Here is a 20531-nt window from a genome sequence, read left to right as displayed (position 1 = left end):
GGGGAGCACAACTTGAAAATCATCATCCTCGGCGCAGGCCGAATCGGCGAGAGCGTCGCGGGCACGCTCGTGTCCGAGCGCAACGACATCACGGTCATCGACACGGACTCGAGGCGTCTGCGCGAGCTGGAAGACCGCTTCGAGCTGCGCGGCGTGGTCGGCAGCGGCATCGATCCCGACGTGCTGGCCGAGGCCGGCGCGCGCGATGCCGACATGCTCATCGCCTGCGCCGCACTCGACGAAACCAACCTCGTGTGCTGCAAGGTCGCGCACCAGGTCTTCGGTATTCCGACCCGCATTGCGCGCGTGCGCTCCAGCGCCTTCAAGGACGACAGCCCGCTCACCGGCAAGGACGGCTTCGCGGTCGACCGCATCATCTGCCCGGAAGAATCGCTGACCCGCTACATCGGCAAGCTGGTCGAATACCCGGAAGCCCTGCAGGTGCGCGAGTTCGCTGGTGGCCTGGCCTGCCTGGTGTCGGTGCGGGCGGTGGCCGGTGCGCCGCTGGTGATGCACAGCATCGCGGAGTTGAGCGAGTGCGTGCCGAATGCCGACATGCGCATCGTCGCGATCTACCGGCGGCTGGAAGACCGGCCCGACGTCTTCATCACCTGCGAAGGCATCACCCGCATCGAGCCGGGCGACGAGGTCTTCGTGCTGTCGGCGCGCGAGCACCTGCCGGCCGTGTTGTCGGCGCTGCACCGCTATGACCAGTCGGCCAAGCGGGAGGTGGAGCGCATCATGATCGCGGGCGGCGGTCGGGTCGGCTTGCGGCTGGCCAAGCAGCTTCTGGCGACCGGCCGCAAGTACCAGCTCAAGGTGCTGGAGCGCGACCACGACCGCTGCGTGCAGCTGGCCTCCGAGCTGCCCGGCGTGCTGGTGCTGCACGGCGACGGCACCGACGAGGACATGCTGGAGGACGAGGGCATCGAGACGATCGACCTCTTCCTGTCGCTCACCAGCGATGACGAGGACAACATCATGGCCAGCCTGCTGGCCAAGCGCATGGGCGCGACGCGGGTGCTGGCACTGATCAACCGGCGCACATACGCCGAACTGATGCACGGCACGCAGATCGACATCGCGCTGTCCCCGGCGCAGACCATGCTGGGCGAGTTGCTGGCCTATGTGCGGCAGGGCGACGTGCAGGCGGTACACAGCCTGCGGCGCGGCGTGGCCGAGGCGCTGGAGATCGTCGCGCGCGGCGACCGCAAGACCTCGCGCGTGGTCGGTCGCTGCATCGACGACCTCAAGCTGCCCAAGGGCGCGCAGGTCGGGCTCATCATGCGCGGCCTGCCGGTGATCGGCGAGGGCGAGACGCCGCCTTCCGAAGAGATCGTGCCGCCGAAGGTGATCATCCCGCACGGCAACACCGTCATCGAGAGCAACGACCACGTCGTGATCTTCATCCCACGCAAGCGCCAGATCCGCGAAGTGGAAAAGCTGTTCCGCGTCAGCGCGACCTTCTTCTGAACGCGGGCGCTGGAATGGCTGACTTCTTCCCGGTCCTCCGCGTGCTGGGCGCGCTGCTCACCTTCTTCTCGCTGGGCATGCTGCTGCCCTGTGTCGTGTCCTGGGTGCAGGAGGATGGCCTGATCCACGTCTGGGGCATCTCGGCGGGCGCGGCGTTCGTGAGCGGGGCGCTGCTCTGGGCGGGGCTGCGCAAGTTCAAGCGGGAGCTGCAACCTCGCCACGGTATCTTCCTGGTGTCGCTGACCTGGGTGCTGCTGCCCTTTTTCGCGAGCGTGCCGCTGATGTGGGCGCTCGACGATATCGGCCGCCCGATCAATTTCACGCATGCCTACTTCGAGGCCGTGTCGGGTCTCACGACGACCGGCGCCACGGTGCTCACCAAGCTCGACGACCTGCCGCTGTCGATCAACTTCTGGCGCACCTTCCTGCAGTGGCTGGGCGGCATGGGTATCCTGGTGCTGGCGGTGGCGATCTTGCCGCTGCTGGGCGTGGGCGGCAGCCAGCTCTTCAAGGCCGAGATCGCCGGGCCGATCAAGGACAGCAAGCTCACGCCGCGCGTGAAGGAAACCGCCAAGGGCCTGTGGGGCATCTACTCGACCTTCTCGATCGCCTGCTTCCTGGCCTACTGGGTGGCCGGGATGACGGCGATGGACGCCCTCATGCACATGTTCAGCACGGTGAGCCTGGGCGGGCTGTCCTCGCACGATGCGAGCTTCGCGCACTTCAATTCGGGATGGCTGGAGATGATTTCCGTCGTCTTCATGCTGGCCGCGAGCTGCAACTTCGCCCTCTACTTCATCGCCTTGCGCAAGCGCAGCCTGCGCGGCTTCTGGCGCGACCCCGAGATGCGCGCGACGATCATCGCGCTGGTCGGCGGCGGCCTGGTGGTCTCCGCCGTGCTCTGGTCCAAGGGCATCTACGGGCCGCTGGAGTCGCTGCGCTACGGCATCTTCCACACCGTCTCGGTGGCCAGCACCACCGGCTATGCCACCACCGACTACCTCAAGTGGCCGGCTTTCGCGCCGATGCTGATGCTGCTGCTCTCCGGGGTGGCGACCAGCGCCGGCTCGGCGGGCTGCGGCATCAAGATGGTGCGGGTGCTGATCCTGGTCAAGCAGACCCTGCGCGAGATGACGCGGCTGGTGCATCCGCGCGCGGTTCAGCCAGTCACGCTCGGCAACATGGTGGTCGACAACCGGGTGATCTTCTCGGTGCTGGCCTTCATGCTGGTCTACGGCGTGACGATCATTGCGCTGAGCATGCTGCTGGTGCTGACCGACCTGGACCCGATTACCGCCTTCAGCGCCGTGGTGGCGAGCATCAATTGCACCGGGCCGGGGCTGGGGGACATCGGGCCGTCCTCGCACTTCGGCGTGCTGACCGACTTCCAGGTCTGGGTCTGCACCTTTGCGATGGTGCTCGGGCGGCTGGAACTGCTGAGCCTGATCGCGCTGCTGACGCCGTCCTTCTGGCGCAAATAAAGAAGCGTCACGCCACCGTCATCGGGCCGTTGCAAAAGCGGGAGGTCAGCCCCAATTCCCTACAATCGCACTCCGGTTTTCCCAAGGTCACCCCGTCCATGGTCCCCCACCTCGTCACCGCCCTGACCGGCCCCATCAATGAGCTCGAGCAGCGCGTGCTCGACTCCATGCCGGCGATCGAGCGCTGGTTCCGGCTGGAATGGATGGAGCACACGCCGCCGTTCTACACCTCGGTCGACGTGCGCAATGCTGGCTTCAAGCTGGCGCCGGTGGACACCAACATGTTCCCGCGCGGCTGGAACAACCTGACCCGGGAGATGCTGCCGTTGGCCGTGCAGGCCGCCCAGGCCGCCATCGAGAAGATCTGCCCGGAGGCGCGCAACCTGCTCGTCATCCCGGAAAACCACTCGCGCAACACCTTCTACCTGGCCAACGTCGCCCAACTGGTGCACATCTTCCAGATGGCCGGACTCAATGTGCGGGTCGGCTCGATCGATCCGCAGATCAAGACGCCCAAGAAGATCGCCCTGCCCAACGGCGAGACGGTCTGCCTGGAGCCGGTGGTGCGTGGCAAGCGCCGCCTGGGGCTGAAGAACTTCGACCCCTGCACCATCCTGCTCAACAACGACCTGTCGGCCGGCATTCCGGGCATCCTGGAAGACCTGCACGAGCAGTACCTGCTGCCGCCGCTGCATGCGGCCTGGCCGTCGCGGCGCATGAGCAACCATTTCCACAGCTACGAGGAGCTGTCCAAGCGCTTCGGCAAGCTGCTGGGCATCGACCCCTGGCTGATCAACCCGATGTATGCGCGAGCCGAGGGCGTCAATTTCGGCTCCAAGACCGGCATGGACGTGCTGACCAGCCACGTCGACACGGTGCTGACCAAGGTGCGCCGCAAGTACAAGGAATACGGCATCAACGAGAAGCCCTTCGTCATCGTCAAGCCGGACAACGGCGCGGCGGGCGTCGGCGTGCTGACGGTGCGCGACGTCAAGGACCTGGACAACCTGGACCCCAAGACGCGCAGCATGATGAGCCCGACCGCCGAGTTCGAGCCGCTGATCGTGCAGGAAGGCGTGCTGACCAACGAGCGGGTGCACGACGGCGTGGCCGAGCCGGTGGTCTACATGATGGACCGCTACGTGGTCGGCGGCTTCTATCGAGTGCATGCCGGCCGCAGCCCCGATGAAAGCCTGGTCTCGCCGGGCGCGAGCTTCGTGCCATTGGCTTTTTCGGAGAGTGCGCACTTACCTCAGCCGGGCGCCAAGCCGGGCGCGAGCGCGCCGAACCGCTTCTACATGTATGGCGTGGTGGCAAGGCTGGCCATGGTCGCGGCCAGCTACGAGCTGGAAGCCACCAACCCGGACGCCGAGGTCTACGAGTGAGCTCCGGCGGGCATGTAGCCCATTCGATTGATGCCAACCGGCCACAGCGCCCCTTGCGGCCCGTGGCCGCAGCGTCAAAATAGCCTCCCCACAGCAATCGGACAAAAAGAGGGCGGGAGGGTAAGCGAGGCAGCGCAGGCGGCCCGCGGTGCCCGGCACCTTTCGCCGACCCGCTCTCCAGCGACCTTCGTGTCAGCCCCCAAAACCTTCTCACCCGCGCTGATCATCGCGGCCATCGGTGTCGTCTACGGCGACATCGGCACGAGCGTGCTCTATGCGATGAAGGAAGTGTTCGCGCACGGACACGTCCAGTTCACCATCGAGAACGTCTACGGCATCCTGTCGATGTTCTTCTGGACCCTGACGGTCATCGTCTCCCTCAAGTACGTGGTGCTGGTGCTGCGTGCCGACAACGAGGGCGAAGGCGGCCTGGTCGCCATGCTGGCGCTGGCCTCGCGCGCGGTGCACGACAAACCCAAGCTGCGCCAGTTGCTGCTGATGGTCGGCATCTTCGGCACCTCGCTGTTCTATGGTGACGGCGTCATCACGCCGGCCATCTCGGTGCTGTCGGCGGTGGAAGGCCTGGAAGTCGTGTCGCCGCAGTTCACGCACTATGTGATCCCGATCACCCTGGTGGTGCTGTTCTGCCTGTTCTTCGTGCAGAAGAGCGGCACGGCCGGCATCGGCAAGTTCTTCGGGCCGATCACGCTGACCTGGTTCGCGGTCATTGCAGTGCTCGGCGTGCACCAGATCCTCAACCACCCCGAGATCCTCAAGGCGCTGAGCCCGCACTACGCGCTCAAGTTCATGTGGGACAACCCCATGACCAGCTTCATCATCCTGGGCGCCACGGTGCTGTGCGTGACCGGGGCGGAGGCGCTGTATGCCGACCTGGGCCACTTCGGCAAGGGGCCGATCCGCATCGCGTGGTTCTCGGTGGTCATGCCGGCGCTGACGCTCAATTACTTCGGCCAGGGTGCGCTGCTGCTGGAGAACCCGGAAGCGGTGAAGAACCCCTTCTTCAACATGGCGCCGGACTGGGCGCTGATCCCGCTGGTGATCCTGGCCACGGCCGCCACGGTGATCGCGTCGCAGGCCCTCATCACCGGCGCCTTCAGCGTCACGCGCCAGGTGATCCAGCTCGGCTACCTGCCGCGCCTCAACATCGAGCACACCAGCGTGCGCACGGCCGGGCAGATCTACATCCCGGTCGTGAACTGGGGCCTGTTCGTGGCCATCGTGCTGGCGGTGGTGATGTTCCGCTCCTCGAGCAGCCTGGCCGCGGCCTACGGCATCGCGGTGACGACGGACATGCTGATCACCACCGTGCTGACTTTCTTCGTGATCCGCTTCGCCTGGAAGCTGCCGCTGGCGCTGTGCATCGCGTCGACGGCCTGGTTCTTCATCGTCGACTTCATGTTCTTCGCGTCGAACCTGCTGAAGCTGTTCGAGGGTGGCTGGTTCCCGCTGATGATCGGCGGCGCGGTGTTCACGCTGATGATCACCTGGAAGGAAGGGCGCCGCCTCATGGCCGAAGTGCAGCGCGCCGACGCCATCGATTTGCAAAGCTTCCTGGATTCGGTGTTCGTGAGCCCGCCCACGCGCGTGGAGGGCACGGCCGTGTTCCTGACCGCCGCGCCCGGCGTGGTGCCGAACGCGCTGTTGCACAACCTCAAGCACAACAAGGTGCTGCACGACCAGAACATGTTCGTCACCGTGCGCAACCACGAGGTCCCCTGGGTGCCGATGGACAAGCGCATCGAGATCGAGGCGCTGGGCCATCACTGCTGGCAGATCATCGTGCACTACGGTTTCAAGAACGACATCGACTTGCCGCGCGCGCTGGAGCACGCCCGCATGCGCGGCTGCCAGCTGGAGCCGATGACGACCAGCTACTTCCTCTCGCGCGACGTCGTCATCCCGACGTTGGGCAGCGGCATGGTGCCGTGGCGCGAGAAGCTGTTTGCGCAGATGCACCACAACGCGAGCGGCGCGGCGGACTTCCTGGGGCTGCCGAACAACGCGGTGGTGGAGCTGGGGTCGAAGATCGAGATTTAGCGTCGCCGAGGGATGTCCCTCGGTCGCTATCGCTGGAGAGTATCGGCGGCCTGCCATTGCGATATGCCCGCCGTCTCCGGCAAGGTCTATCGTTGGCTCCAGATTCGATCCGGAGGCACTGCATGGCGAAAGAACTGGAAGGCAAGGTGGCTGTCGTCACCGGCGCGGCATCGGGCATCGGCCTGGCGAGCACCGAGGCGATGCTGGCCGCCGGCGCACGCGTGGTGATGGTGGACCGCGATGATGCGGCATTGCAGGTGCATCGCGGCCGGCACGGCGATGCGGTGATACCGCTGGTCATCGACCTGCTGGACGCCAAGGATTGCGCGACGCTGCTGCCGCGCGTGCTGGAACTCGCCGGTCAGCTCGACATCCTGCATGCCAATGCCGGCACCTATGTCGGCGGCGACCTGGTCGATTCCGACACCGCAGCCATCGACCGCATGCTGAACCTCAACGTCAACGTCGTGATGAAGAACGTGCACGACGTGCTGCCGCACATGATCGCGCGCAAGACCGGCGACATCATCGTCACGAGCTCGCTGGCGGCGCATTTCCCGACGCCTTGGGAGCCGGTCTATGCGTCGTCGAAATGGGCGATCAACTGCTTCGTGCAGACGGTGCGGCGGCAGGTGTTCAAGCATGGCATCCGGGTTGGCTCGATCTCGCCGGGGCCGGTGATCAGCGCGCTGCTCGCGGATTGGCCCGCGGAAAAGCTGGCGGAAGCGAAGGCCTCCGGCAGCCTGCTGGAGGCGAGCGAAGTGGCCGAGGTGGTGAAGTTCATGCTGACCCGGCCGCGTGGCATGACCATTCGGGACGTGGTCATGATGCCGACCAACTTCGACCTCTAGATTGCGCTGAATTCCTCCGGTCGCTCGGCGGCCAGTGCCTCCATGTGCCGGCAGATGGCGCCTGGCGTGGTGAACCAGATCTCGCCCCGGTCCCGCGCCGAAGCGAGGGCTTCGAGCACCGCGCGCAGATGCCGCAGCCGGTAGGGCTGGCCGAAGATGTACGGATGCAGCGCCAGCCCCATCACCAGAGGCTGGCGCGCGGATTGAACAAGCATCTCGTCGAAGTTGTCGCGCACCATCGCGCAGAAGTCCTTCGCATCCATCTGCCGCGTCACGATCATCGGGATGTCGTTGAGCTCCTGCGGATAGGGCACGGCCCAGAGCGGCTGGCCGCTGCGCGTGTGCATGCGCGTGGGCTGGTCGTCGTGGCACCAGTTGAGCGTGTAGCGGTAGCCGGTCTCGGCCAGCAGGTCCGGCGTGAATCTGCTTTCCGAGATCCACGGTGACAGCCAGCCCGTCGGCGCCTGCCCGCTCTCGCTGGCCATACGGTCGCTGCAACGCTGCAGCAGGGCGCGCTCGCCGTCCTCGTCGAACTCGGCCTGACGCTCGGCATTGCTGTGGCCATGGCCGATGAGTTCGTCGCCTCGCGCGACAACCGCCGCGACGAGTTCCGGGCAATGGTCGTAGAGCGCGGTGTTGACCAGCGCGCCGGTCGGCAGCGCGAGTTCGTCGAACAGCTCCAGGCAACGCCACGCCCCGACACGGTTGCCATATTCACGCCAGCCGTGGTTGAGCACATCCGGCTCCGCCGACACCGGCCCGATGCGCGCGCCCAGGCCGTCGCCAAAGGCGAAGTGCTCGAGGTTGAAGCCCAGGTACACCGCGAGCCGTGCGCCATTGGCCCAGCGCCAGTCCGGCCGGCGCGTGATCGGCGAGTAGTCGAAGCGCCCGTGATGGGGCAGCAGGTGGGGCCAGCGTTCGGTCATGCGTTGCCGTCGGGATGATCAAGTGGACGCTGACAGGGCGTGCAAGAAATGCGCCGCGGCGAGTCACCTTGCGATGGCGGCATGCACGTGCGCTTTCGATATCGGCAGGCGCTGTCGGGACCGCCGGCTGTCACCGAGCCCCTCCCCGGGCGGCGGCACCGCCCAGCCGGCACAATCGCCCGATGCGTTTTTTCAAGGACCTCAGCCTGTCGGCCTTCACGGCGGGATTCGTCGCCGTGCTCGTGGGCTTCACCAGTTCGGTGGCCATCGTGTTCCAGGCCGCGCTGGCCTTCGGCGCCTCGCCGGAAGTCATCAGCTCGTGGATGTGGGCGCTGGGCCTGGGCATGGGGCTCGCGTCCGCGTTGCCCTCGCTGTGGTGGCGCATGCCGGTCATGATCGCGTGGAGCACGCCGGGCGCGGCGGTGCTGGCCGTGGCCGGCGCGGGCCATTCGATGAACGAGGCGGTCGGCGCCTTCATCGTCTGCGCGGTGCTCATCACCCTCGCGGGCGCGACCGGCTGGTTCGAGCGCGTGATGAACAGGATCCCGATGGAGATCGCGTCGGCGCTGCTTGCCGGCGTGCTGGCGCGCTTCGGCCTGCAGGCCTTCACGGCCGCGCAGACGGCGCTGCCGCTGGTGCTGCTGATGCTGGCCACCTACCTGCTGGCCAAACGCTTCGTTGCACGCTATGCGGTGCCGCTGACCTTGCTGGTGGCCATCGTCTTCGCCGCGGCGCGCGGTCAACTCGCATGGTCGGAGGTTCACTTCCACCTTGCGATGCCGGTCTTCACGATGCCGGTGTTCACCTTGCAAGCCGCCGTCAGTCTGGCGCTGCCGCTCTTCGTGGTGACGATGGCCTCGCAGAACCTGCCCGGCGTCGCGGCCATCCGCGCGGCCGGCTACGACATGCCGGTCAGCAAGCTCATCACCATCAGCGGCTTGATGACGCTCGTGCTCGCGCCCTTTGGCGCCTTCGCACTCAACCTCAGCGCCATCACCGCCGCCATCTGCATGGGCCGCGAGGCGCATGACGACAAGGCGCGGCGCTACACGGCGGCCGTCTGTTGCGGCGCGATCTACGTGGTCATCGGCCTGTTCGGCGCGGCCGTCACTGGCCTGCTGACCGCCTTCCCGAAGGAACTGGTCGCGGCCGTCGCCGGCCTGGCCTTGCTCGGCACCATCGGCGGCGGACTGGCTGCTGCGGTGCGCGACGACGCCCATCGCGAAGCCGCGCTCATCACCTTCCTGGTGACGCTCTCCGGCGTCACGCTGGCCGGCATCGGCTCCGCCTTCTGGGGTGTCGTGGCCGGAGCCGTGGCGCTGGGCATCCAGAGCCTGGGGCGCCGCCGTGCCGCGACCCATCCGTCGACTTCTTCCACCCCCTCGTCCGCCGAAAAGGCTCCCCGATGAACATCCTCTTCGTTGCCGACCCGCTCGAACACTTCAAGATCTACAAGGACACCACCTTCTCGATGATGCGCGAGGCCCAGCGCCGCGGCCATGGTGTGTCGGCCTGCGAGCCGCGCGACCTCGGCTGGCAGACCGGCCAGCCGGTGACGGCCACGGTGCGCGACATCACGCTCACCGGCCATGGCGAGCGTTGGTTCACCGAGACGCCCGCGCGCTCCACGCCGCTGCACACCTTCGACGCGGTCATCATGCGCAAGGACCCGCCGTTCGACGCCGAATACATCTACGCCACGCACCTGCTCGGCCAGGCCGAGCGCGAAGGCGCCAAGGTCTTCAACAGCCCCGCTGCCTTGCGCGACCATCCCGAGAAGCTCGCAGTGATGGAGTTCCAGCAGTTCACCAGCCCCACGCTGGTCACGCGCGACCCTGCCGCCGTGCGCGCCTTCCATGCCGAGCACAAGGACATCATCCTGAAGCCGCTCGACGGCATGGGCGGCATGGGCATCTTCCGCGTGCGCGAGGACGCACTCAACCTCGGCTCCATCACCGAGACGCTCAACAAGAACGGCGCCGAGACCATCATGGTCCAGCGCTTCGTGCCCGAGATCTCGCTGGGCGACAAGCGCATCCTCATCATCGCGGGCGAGCCGGTGCCCTTCGTGCTGGCGCGCATCCCGCAAGGCACCGAGGTGCGCGGCAACCTGGCCGCCGGCGGCAAGGGCGTGGCGCAGCCCTTGAGCGACAGCAACCGCAAGATCGCCGAGGCCGTGGGCCGCGCGCTCGCACCGCGCGGGCTGCTGCTGATCGGGCTCGACGTGATCGGCGACTACGTGACGGAGATCAACGTCACCAGCCCGACCTGCTTTCAGGAGATCACTGACCAGACCGGCTTCGATGTGCCCAGGCGCTTCATCGATGCGCTGGAGCAAAGCCTGGGCGGCACCTAGGTCGCGCGCCGCAAGCCAGCGCGCTGTCCGATCGCTGACAAATGATTGACAGTGCGGCCTGAAGTCTATGTGTAAAGGTGCGCGTTCACCGTCGATCTAAGTCGATCGAACGTCGATTCCGTAGCACTTTGTGATTAACATCCGGGCCGACTTCATCCGTTTCGATGGATGGGTTCGATTGGTAGGGGGATGCTTGAACAACAACGGTGACGCGCCAGCGCATGCGATCACCGGACGTCATCTGCGGCGCAGTCGCGAGCCAGGGCCCTGGTGAGTCACCGGGGTCTTCGCGCCGCGGTACCGGCCTTGGGCAGTTGCCTTTCCTCCCTCTCCTTTTGATGTCCCCGGCCTGTGACGCGGTCGACCCCCGGGTCGATTGCCTTGCTGCCGGGCCTCTTCTTTCGGACAAGGACTGCTCGATATGGCCACACCTTATTTCTCAACGCCAACCGTCATCACGAAGCCGCCGGAACCCGGCAATGACAGCTACTACGATGTCCTCTTCAACGCGGTTTCGCCGTTGGGGCCCGCGGGCACGGTGCTCAATGGCTGGTGCATCCAGCCGTTTGTGAAGCTCGAATACAACAACGGCTATACCTACTCCGGCTTCGGCTACCCCGCATTCGAAATCGCCGCCGACAACAGCTTCACCTCCAGCGGCGCCATCAACTGGCTGCTCAACTACTACCGCAGCGGTGTCTCCAACTACACCGCCATGGACGTCCAGAACACCATCTGGCAATTGATCGCGAACGACTTCACGATCCCCAATGGGCTGGCCAATCTTGCGCTGAGCCACAACGACTTCGTGCCCGATGCCGGCGACATCCTGGCCGTCGTGATCGACCCGGTGAATGCGCAGCAGGTCCATGACCAGAACCTGATCGTCGAGACCCGCGCGGCCAAGCTCGGCGACCGCGTGTGGGCGGACAGCAATGCCAACGGCATCCAGGACGCAGGCGAAGCCGGCATCGCCGCCGCCACCGTGCAACTGGTGCGCGACGTCAACGGCGACGGCGTCATCAGCGGCCCCAACGAAGTGCTGGCCAGCACCAGCACAGACGTCAACGGCAACTACAGCTTCAAGGGACTGACACCCGGGCTGGGGTACCAGGTCCGCTTCCTCGATCCGGCCGGTTACGACGCCGCCAGCCCGCGCCAGGCCGATGGCAGCGCGGCCTCCGGGACCAACAGCGACGGCAAGCTCTCCAACGTCATCTACCTCGCGCCCGGCGAATACAACGCCACGATCGACTCGGGCTTCTACAAGTACGCCAGCCTCGGTGACCGCGTCTGGAACGACACCAACGGCAACGGCATCCAAGACGGGGGCGAAACCGGCAAGTCCGGCGTCACGGTGCAGCTCTACACCTGCGGCGTCGGCGACCAGCCCGGCGCGCTCATCGGCACGCAGACCACCGACGCCAACGGCAACTACAGCTTCAATGGCCTGAAGCCCGGCGACTACATGGTCAAGTTCATCGCCAACGACGGCTCGGTGCTGAGCACCGCCAACGTCGGCAACGATGCCTTCGACTCCGACGCGGGCGCGAACGGTTTCACCGGCTGCTACACGCTGAAGTCCGGTGAAACCAACAACAGCGTCGATGCCGGCTTCTTCAAGCCCGGCAGCATCGGCGACACCGTCTGGCTCGACACCAACCGCAACGGCTACCAGGACGAAGTCAACACCGGCGTGGCGGGCGTCAGGGTGCAGTTGAAGGGCGCGGGCGCCGACGGCGTGTTCGGCACCGCCGACGACACCACGCTGCAGACCACCACCACGGATGCCAGCGGCAAGTACCTGTTCTCCAATCTCGCCGCAGGCGACTATCAAGTGCAGTTCGGCCTGCCGCAGGGCACGGCCTTCACCACGGCCAACTTCGGCAACAACGGCTACGACACGCTCGACAGCGACGCCAACCAGACCACCGGCCGCACCGACACCATCACCTTGGCCACCGGCCAGAACCGCACCGACGTGGATGCGGGCCTGGTCGACAAGCTGGGCAGCCTCGGCGACCGCGTCTGGTTCGACACCAACCGCAACGGCATCCAGGACCCGGGCGAGGCCGGCATGGCCAACGTGCTGGTGCGCCTGAACACGGTCGGCGCCGATGGCGTCGCCGGTACGGCCGATGACGTGTACGTCAACCAGGTGTTCACCGACGCCAACGGCTACTACAAGTTCACCAACCTGGCCGCGGGCAACTACGGCGTGCAGGTCTATGGCTACAACTGGGGCGTCGACCCGACGACCCAGGTGTTCACCAAGGCCGATGCCGGCACCAACGATGCGGTGGATTCCGACATCACCCGGATCACCGGCGGCAGCAGCGCGCCGGTTGGCTACACCAACGTGATCGCGCTGGGCAAGGGCGAAGACAACATGACGGTGGACATCGGCTTCACGTCGAAGCTGGGCAGCATCGGCGACCAGGTCTGGGTCGACACCAACCGCAACGGCTACCAGGACGACGGCAACACCGGTGTGCCGGGCATCACGGTGCAACTCAAGGGCGCTGGCGCGGACGGTGTGTTCGGCACGGCCGACGACACCACGCTGGCGACCACCACCACGGACGCCAACGGCAAGTACCTGTTCACCGACCTGACGGCTGGCAACTACCAAGTGCAGTTCAGCGGCCTGATGCCGGGCACCGAGTTCACGACGGCGAACTTCGGCAACAACGGCTACGACGCGCAGGACAGCGACGCCAACCCACTCACCGGCCGCACCGACACCATCACGCTGACCGCGGGCCAGGACCGCACCGACGTGGATGCCGGCATCCGCGACAAGCTTTCCAGCCTCGGCGACCGCGTCTGGTTCGACGGCAACCGCAACGGCCTGCAGGACCCGGGCGAGCAGGGCCTGGCCAATGTGCTGGTGCGCCTGTACAACGTGGGCGCCGACGGCGTGGCCGGCACCGGCGACGACGTGTATGTGGCCGACAAGTGGACCGATGCCAACGGCAACTACCTGTTCACCGACCTGAACGCCGGCAGCTATTCCGTCAAGACCTACAACGGCTGGGGCCTGAATGCCGCCACGCAAGAGGCGACGATCCCCAACGCTGGCAGCAACGACGCCCTCGACTCCGACCTGACCAAGCTCGATGCGGACCGCGTGGGCGGCTACACCGACGTGGTCAAGCTCGGCAAGGGCGAGCAGAACCTGACGGTGGACATCGGCATCACCTCGCGCCTCGGCTCGATCGGTGACACCGTGTGGATGGACACCAACCGCAATGGCTACCAGGACGACGGCAACACCGGCGTCGGCGGCATCACGGTGCAACTCAAGGGCGCGGGCGCCGACGGCGTCTTCGGCACCGCCGATGACACCACGCTGGCGACCACCACCACGGACGCCAATGGCAAGTACTTGTTCACCGGCCTCCAGGCAGGCAACTACCAGGTGCAGTTCAGCGGCCTGCAACCGGGCACCGCGTTCACCACGGCCAACCTGGGCAACAACGGCTACGACACCGCCGACAGCGATGCCAACCAGACCACCGGCCGCACCGACACCATCACGTTGACCGCGGGCCAGGACCGCACCGACGTCGACGCCGGAATCGTCGACAAGCTGGGCAGCCTCGGCGACCGCGTCTGGTTCGACACCAACCGCAACGGCATCCAGGACCCGGGCGAGGCCGGCATGGCCAACGTGCTGGTGCGACTGAACACGGTCGGTGCCGATGGCATCGCCGGCACGGCCGATGACGTGTACGTCAACCAGATGTTCACCGACGCCAACGGCTACTACAAGTTCACCAACCTGGCCGCGGGCAACTACGGCGTGCAGGTCTATGGCTACAACTGGGGCGTCGACCCGACGACCCAGGTGTTCACCAAGGCCGATGCCGGCACCAACGATGCAGTGGATTCCGACATCACCAAGATCACCGGCGGCAGCAGCGCGCCGGTTGGCTATACCAACGCGATCACACTGGGCAAGGGCGAAGACAACCTGACGGTGGACATCGGCTTCACCTCGAAGCTGGGCAGCATCGGCGACCAGGTCTGGGTCGACACCAACCGCAACGGCTACCAGGACGATGGCAACACCGGCGTGGCCGGCGTCACCGTGCAACTCAAGGGCGCGGGCGCCGACGGTGTGTTCGGCACGGCCGACGACACTACGCTGGCGACCACCACCACGGATGCCAACGGCAAGTACCTGTTCAAGGACCTGACGGCCGGCAACTACCAGGTGCAGTTCAACGGCCTGCCGCCGGGCATGGTCTTCACGACAGCGAACTTCGGCAACAACGCCTACGACACCGCAGACAGCGACGCCAACCGGTTCACCGGCCGCACCGACACGATCACGCTGGCCACCGGCCAGGATCGCACCGACGTCGACGCGGGCCTGGTGACCGCGGCGGCGCTGGGCGACCGGGTCTGGCTGGATGCCAATGGCAATGGCCAGCAGGACGCGGGGGAAGTCGGCGTCGGAGGCGTCCTGGTCACGCTGAACGGCGCCGGCGCCGACGGCGTGCTGGGCACGGCCGACGACACCAAGGCGTTCACGACCACCGACAACAACGGCATCTACCACTTCTATGGGCTCAACGCGGGCCAGTACCAGGTGGAGTTCCAGCAGCCCGGCGGCTTCATGTTCACCAAGTCCGATGTCGGCAACGACGCCACGGATTCCGATGCGGGCGTGAACGGCAAGACCGCCGTCATCACGCTGGCCGCAGGCGAGCAGAACTTCACGGTCGATGCCGGCGTGGTCGCCACCCTGGGCACCAACCCCGACGCCGTCAAGGTGTGCGAGGACCGTTCCGTCACCTTCAACGTGCTGGCCAACGACAACCCCGGCCTGAAGCTGATCGGCGTGGCGCATGAGAGCGCGTCACTCGACAGCACCTTCCAGGGCAGGGCCGGCGCCATCTCGTTCACCGCCGACGGCACGGTCACCTACAAGACCATGACCAACTACTACGGCAACGACGTGCTGGTCTACACGGTCCAGGATGCTGCGGGGAAGGTCTCGACGCAGACGGTGAACGTCACCATCAACCCCGTCTCCGATGGGCCGGTTGCCGTCGGCAACGGCTACCACCCTGGCGGCTGGGAAAACCAGTATGTTTCCGGTGGCGTGCAGCACTGGGTCCATACCTACAACGTCGCCGACTTCGGCACGTTCAGCGACGCGGCGGATCAGCTGCAGCAGTTCGGCAACTACAACGTCGGTGTCGCGAACGACGTGGACCTCTGGCAGGGCGTGGTGATCTCCGGGCTGAAGGGCAGCACGGCCCCCTACGCCGACATCACGTACTACGGCCAGGTGCTGAACTTCAGCCAGGGCCAGACCTACGTGATCCCGCTGGCCGACATCGTCAATGGCAAGCTGGCGCTCGATTTCCGTGCCGCCTATGTGTCCTACGACCTGGGCTTCCAGCTGCAGGACAACGGGACCGTCGCGAATCCGTACTGCTATGACGGAACGGTGGTGTCGAACTCGAGCGACATGATCATCTACACGCCGATCGCGCTCGACCTGAATGGCGATGGCAAGATCGGCGTGACCGGCGCCACGTCTTCGTACTTGAAGGATCCTGGCGCGGCACTGGGCCATACCGTGATGTTCGACATGGCCGGCAATGGCACCAAGGTGGCCACCGAGTGGTTCAACGGTTCCGGCGACGGCATCCTGATCGACAACCGCGACGGCAACGCGGCCGCCGACATGAACGGCTCGCGCCTGTTCGGCGACCAGGGTGGCGCCTATGGCAACGGCTACTACAAGCTCGCCACGATGGACGCCAACCACGACGGCAAGCTGTCGGGCGCGGAGCTCAAGGGCATCGAGCTGTGGGTCGACAACGGCGATGCGGTGGTCCAGCAAGGCGAGATCCACTCGCTGTCGGACTATGGCATCGAAAGCGTGGGCGCCAACCTGTCGCTGAGCTATGACGCCGAGGGCAAGCTGCATATCGGTTCCACGGCCACGCGGACGGATGGCAGCACGGTGCTGAGCGAGGACGTGTTCTTCGCGTCTGCACCGGCCGCTGCCTTGCCAACGCAGGCCGAGTTGCTTGGCGACGGCTCGCTGGATGGCTTGCTCGGCCATGTCGCACCCGCCAATGTGACGGCTGCCAACGACGTGGCAGGCGCGGCCGACGTCGGCGACGCCGCCGAACTGATGCGCAAGCTGGTGGCTTCCCTGCAGCAGGGCGCGGAAGCGCACACCGCGGCGGCCTGATCGATCGCGTGATGAGGGAGTGACCGGGTCCGGGTGGCCCGGTCACTCCTTTCCCGCTTGATCGTCAGACGGTTCTTTCCCGCATTCAGACATTTCGCATGGATGGCCGGACCGCCCGGCCCGATCATCCATGAGCCATTCAAGGGAGGCGCCTCGCGCCGCGGCCATGGGACACATCGATCCCGCTGCCGGCCGCTCCGTGCTTGTTGTCCTCCCGTTCCGCATGAACTGTTCATGCAGTCCTGCCCTCCGGGCTTTTCATGACCGACAACATTTCATCCAACGCTTCGGCGGACACAGCGACTGCCAGGCTCCTGCCCCAGTCGCCCCTGCAGGAAAGCATCGTGTTCCTGGCGCGCTTCTTCGGTGCGCCGATCCAGGTCGAACGCTTGCGCGACAGCCTCGCCGCGCACGAGCAGGACCATCGCATCATTCCCGAGGGCGAGGCCCTGGCCCAGTTGCTGGCCCACGGCGGCCTGACCGCCACGCCGCTGCCAAGCGGACAGCGGCGTCGCCACACCGAACTGCCGGCGCTGGTGCTGGGTGAGAACGGCCGCGCCATCGTCGTGCTGTCGCTCAAGGACGGCCAGATGGAATGCCACCTGCCCGGCATCGAGGGCGTGAGCTGGCTGGACGCCGAGGCCATCGATCGCGAGGTGCCCAACGCCCGCTGGCTCGCCGCCCGGCCGCAGCTTCACTTCGACCAGCGCAGTCTGCTCTACACACTGCCCCAGATGGGCCGCTGGTTCTGGGACACCTTCGAGCGCAACCGCTGGATGTTCGTCTGGGCCCTGCTGGGCACCGTCGCGCTGAACATCTTCGGCGCGCTGATTCCCTTCTACAGCATGGCGGTGTACGACCGCGTGATCCCGCACAACGCGCTCGGCAGCCTTGGTGTGCTGACCTCGGCCGTGGTGTTGCTGACGGGCTTCGAGCTGGTCATGAAGCTGTTGCGCAGCAACCTGCTCGAGACCGCGGCGCGGCGCATGGACGTGGCCCTGTCGTCCAAGGTGTTCGCGCAGTGCCTGCGCATGCGCGCGGCCGATCGGCCGGCTTCGGGCGGTGTCCTGGCCAACACCGTGCGCGACTTCGAATCGGTGCGCGAATTCTTCGCCACCAGCACGCTCACCGTGCTCGGCGACCTGCCCTTCATGGTGCTGTACCTCGGCGTGATCGCGCTGGTGGGCGGCAAGCTGGCGCTGGTGCCACTGGTCTGCATCCCGATCCTGCTGGGCATCTCCTTCGCGTCCCGCAAGCCGCTGGCGCGCAAGGTCAACGAGTCGATGCAGGAAAGCTCGCAGCGCACCGCGCACCTGTTCGAGACGATGAACGGCCTCGACACCGTCAAGGCGCTGGGCGCCGAAGCCTGGAGCCGCCGCAAGTGGGAAGCGCTGACGCAGGCGATTGCCCACAACAACCTCGAGACGCGCGAGATCACCACGCGCATGAACTACGCCAACGCGGCGGTCCTCGGCCTCGCGAGCGTGGCCGTGGTCGCGGTGGGCGCCATGCTGGCCGCCGACCATTCGCTGAGCATGGGCCAGATCATCGCGGTGAGCATGCTGACCGCGCGTGCACTGTCGCCCGTGAGCCAGATCGCCGGCCTGGTGCTGCGCTGGGAGCAGACCAAGCTGAGCTTCGTCGCGCTCAACAAGATCATGGCGGCGCCGACCGACGAAGCCGCCGCCAGCCTGCAGGCCCCGCCGCTCACCGGCGCGCTCGAATTCCGCGACATGAGCTTCGGCTATCCGAAGCAGCCGCCGACCATCGAGCGGCTCAACCTGCACATCCGTCCCGGCGAGCGCGTCGGCATCATCGGCAAGCTGGGTTCGGGCAAGAGCACCTTGCTCAAGCTGATCCTGAACCAGTACGCACCAGCCACCGGTGCCGTGCTGGTGGACGACATCGTGGCCACGCAACTGGAGCCGCTGTCGCTGCGCCGGCAGATCGGCTATGTGCCGCAGGACGTCACGCTGTTCCACGGCAGCCTGCGCGAGAACATCGAGATCGGCCGCGTGCAGGGCGACGACGCGGGCCTGCTCGAAGCCATGCGCAATGCCTGCCTCGACGAGGTCGTCACGCAATTGCCGCAAGGCGTGGCCACGGCCGTTGGCGAACGCGGCGAGCGGCTCTCGGGCGGTCAGCGGCAACTGGTCGCCATCGCGCGCGCCCTGTTGATGAAGCCGAAGCTGCTGCTGCTCGACGAGCCCAGCAGCATGGTCGACCCGGCCACCGAACAGAAGCTCATCGCCCGTCTGCGCGCTTTGCCGCGCACCACCGTCGTGCTGGTCACGCACCGCATGGCGATGCTGGCCCTGATCGATCGCCTGGTCGTGATGGACCGTGGCCGCGTCGTGGCCGATGGCCCGCGCGACGAGGTGTTGAAGGCGCTGGCGCAACGGCCGCCGGCCGACGGCGCGCCGCCCAGGCCCCCGGCGCCTTCCCAGGAAATGCGAGTTGCGTCATGAGTGAAGAACTGAAATCCCGTCCGCTGCCCGCGGCCCATCCCGATCCCGACCACGGGCCGCGCCGCACGGTGCTGGCCATGGTGCTGGTGCTCGTCCTCTTTCTCGTCGTCTCGCTCGTCTGGGCCACCGTCGCCGACCTGGATGTGGCCGTGCAGGCCCGGGCCGTGGTCACGGCGCCCAGCAAGATGCAGGAAGTGCAGAGCCTCGAAGGCGGCATCGTGCAGGACATGCTGGTCAAGGCCGGCGACCACGTCAGGAAGGGCCAGTTGCTGGTTCGCCTGGACACCGCACAGTACACCGCCGGCCGCGGTGAAAGCCGCCAGCGCTACCTCGCGGCGCTCGCGGGCCGGGCGCGCACCGATGCCTTGCTCAATGGCGGTGCGCCCAAATTCGACCCGGCCTGGAGCGCGGAAGCGCCGGACCTGATCGACAAGGAAATGCAACTGTGGCGCGATGCCCTGCGCGAGTACAACGCCAGCGTCGAGGCCGCGCGCGAAGGCACGGCGCGCCACAGCGGCGAACTGCGCGAGGCCCAGGCCCGTATCCAGTCGCTGCAGCCCAGCGTCAAGGTGGCCCAGGAGAGCTTTGCGATCGAGGAGCGCCTGTTCAAGGAAGGCGCCGGTGCCCGCGCCGACTACCTCGCCGCCCAGCAGAAGCTGCTGGCCCAGAAGGCCGAGCTCGATGCGCTGCGCCAGTCGATCCCTCGCCTCAAGGCGGCGCTGGCCGAGGCCGATGCCCAGGCCACCCAGGCCACCTCGCGCCTGCGCGCCCAATGGGGCGCCGAGCGTTCGGAATTCGAGACCAAGGTGACCAGCATCGCCGCGACGCTGGAAGGCCATGACGACCGCGTCGCGCGGCGCGAGCTGACGTCGCCGGTGGATGGCGTCGTCAATCGCGTGCTCGTGGCCACCAAGGGCGGCGTGGCGCTGGCGGGCAAGCCGATCCTCGAGATCGTGCCCGATGAATCGCTGTTGCAGATGACCGCACGCGTGATGCCGGCGGACATCGGCTTCCTGCGTCCCGGCCAGGACGCCCATGTGCGTGTGCTGGCCTATGACTCGGCCACCTACGGCCAGATGGATGCCAAGGTCGAGCGCGTGGGCGCCGATGCGGTGGTCGACGAGAAGGGCGAGTCCTATTTCGAAGTGCAGTTGACCGCCGCGCGCGACCAGTTGAAGTCGCACGGCAAGCCGCTGGCGATCAGCCCCGGCATGCCGCTCGACGTGAGCATCCTGACCGGCCAGCGCAGCGTCATGCAATACCTCTTGAAACCAGTGCTGCGCGGCGTGCAAGGCGCGCTGCAGGAACGTTGA

11 protein-coding genes are annotated in these 20531 nt (G+C 66.5%); 10 read left to right on the top strand and 1 reads right to left on the bottom strand.

Features of this window, described 5'->3' with window-relative positions; translation table 11 throughout:
- Positions 1 to 12: 12 nt before the first annotated feature.
- The 5 genes from trkA to WKW79_RS24155 all read left to right on the top strand — a co-directional run bounded on the left by trkA (position 13) and on the right by WKW79_RS24155 (position 7248).
- Positions 13 to 1473: a Trk system potassium transporter TrkA gene (trkA, locus tag WKW79_RS24175; protein ID WP_340337762.1), complete on the top strand. Its 1461-nt coding sequence runs from the start codon at positions 13 to 15 to the stop codon at positions 1471 to 1473.
- Between the two features lie 14 nt (positions 1474 to 1487).
- The gene (locus WKW79_RS24170; protein ID WP_340337761.1) at positions 1488 to 2954 is read left to right on the top strand and encodes a TrkH family potassium uptake protein; all 1467 of its coding nucleotides are present in this window, start codon (positions 1488 to 1490) and stop codon (positions 2952 to 2954) included.
- A gap of 98 nt (positions 2955 to 3052) precedes the next feature.
- Positions 3053 to 4339: a glutamate--cysteine ligase gene (gene gshA / locus WKW79_RS24165; protein ID WP_340337760.1), complete on the top strand. Its 1287-nt coding sequence runs from the start codon at positions 3053 to 3055 to the stop codon at positions 4337 to 4339.
- Between the two features lie 189 nt (positions 4340 to 4528).
- Entirely contained in the window at positions 4529 to 6397 is a 1869-nt protein-coding gene (locus tag WKW79_RS24160; protein WP_340337759.1) for a potassium transporter Kup, read from the top strand.
- A gap of 122 nt (positions 6398 to 6519) precedes the next feature.
- Complete coding sequence (locus tag WKW79_RS24155; RefSeq protein WP_340337758.1) at positions 6520 to 7248, top strand: SDR family oxidoreductase; 729 nt, start codon at positions 6520 to 6522, stop codon at positions 7246 to 7248.
- On the opposite strand, the gene WKW79_RS24150 is transcribed toward WKW79_RS24155, so the two are convergent.
- Positions 7245 to 8174, bottom strand: coding sequence for a polysaccharide deacetylase family protein (locus tag WKW79_RS24150; protein WP_340337757.1), 930 nt, complete (start codon positions 8172 to 8174; stop codon positions 7245 to 7247). The two genes, WKW79_RS24155 and WKW79_RS24150, sit on opposite strands and share 4 nt — an antisense overlap.
- Positions 8175 to 8356: 182 nt before the next feature.
- On the opposite strand from WKW79_RS24150, the gene WKW79_RS24145 reads away from it, so the two are divergent.
- The 5 genes from WKW79_RS24145 to WKW79_RS24125 all read left to right on the top strand — a co-directional run bounded on the left by WKW79_RS24145 (position 8357) and on the right by WKW79_RS24125 (position 20531).
- The gene (locus WKW79_RS24145; protein ID WP_340337756.1) at positions 8357 to 9583 is read left to right on the top strand and encodes a benzoate/H(+) symporter BenE family transporter; all 1227 of its coding nucleotides are present in this window, start codon (positions 8357 to 8359) and stop codon (positions 9581 to 9583) included.
- Positions 9580 to 10530, top strand: a complete 951-nt coding sequence (gshB, locus tag WKW79_RS24140; RefSeq protein WP_340337755.1) for a glutathione synthase — start codon at positions 9580 to 9582, stop codon at positions 10528 to 10530. The genes WKW79_RS24145 and gshB overlap by 4 nt, the downstream gene beginning before the upstream one ends.
- A gap of 421 nt (positions 10531 to 10951) precedes the next feature.
- Complete coding sequence (locus tag WKW79_RS24135) at positions 10952 to 16750, top strand: SdrD B-like domain-containing protein (RefSeq protein ID WP_340337754.1); 5799 nt, start codon at positions 10952 to 10954, stop codon at positions 16748 to 16750.
- Between the two features lie 260 nt (positions 16751 to 17010).
- Positions 17011 to 19218, top strand: coding sequence for a type I secretion system permease/ATPase (locus WKW79_RS24130; RefSeq protein WP_340337753.1), 2208 nt, complete (start codon positions 17011 to 17013; stop codon positions 19216 to 19218).
- The gene (locus tag WKW79_RS24125; RefSeq protein WP_340337752.1) at positions 19215 to 20531 is read left to right on the top strand and encodes an HlyD family type I secretion periplasmic adaptor subunit; all 1317 of its coding nucleotides are present in this window, start codon (positions 19215 to 19217) and stop codon (positions 20529 to 20531) included. The genes WKW79_RS24130 and WKW79_RS24125 overlap by 4 nt, the downstream gene beginning before the upstream one ends.

Origin of the sequence: Variovorax robiniae, assembly GCF_037889955.1 — a bacterium.
In the GTDB taxonomy this organism is placed as follows: Bacteria; Pseudomonadota; Gammaproteobacteria; order Burkholderiales; family Burkholderiaceae_C; genus Variovorax; species Variovorax robiniae.
This window is presented reverse-complemented; position numbering and strand designations above follow the sequence as displayed.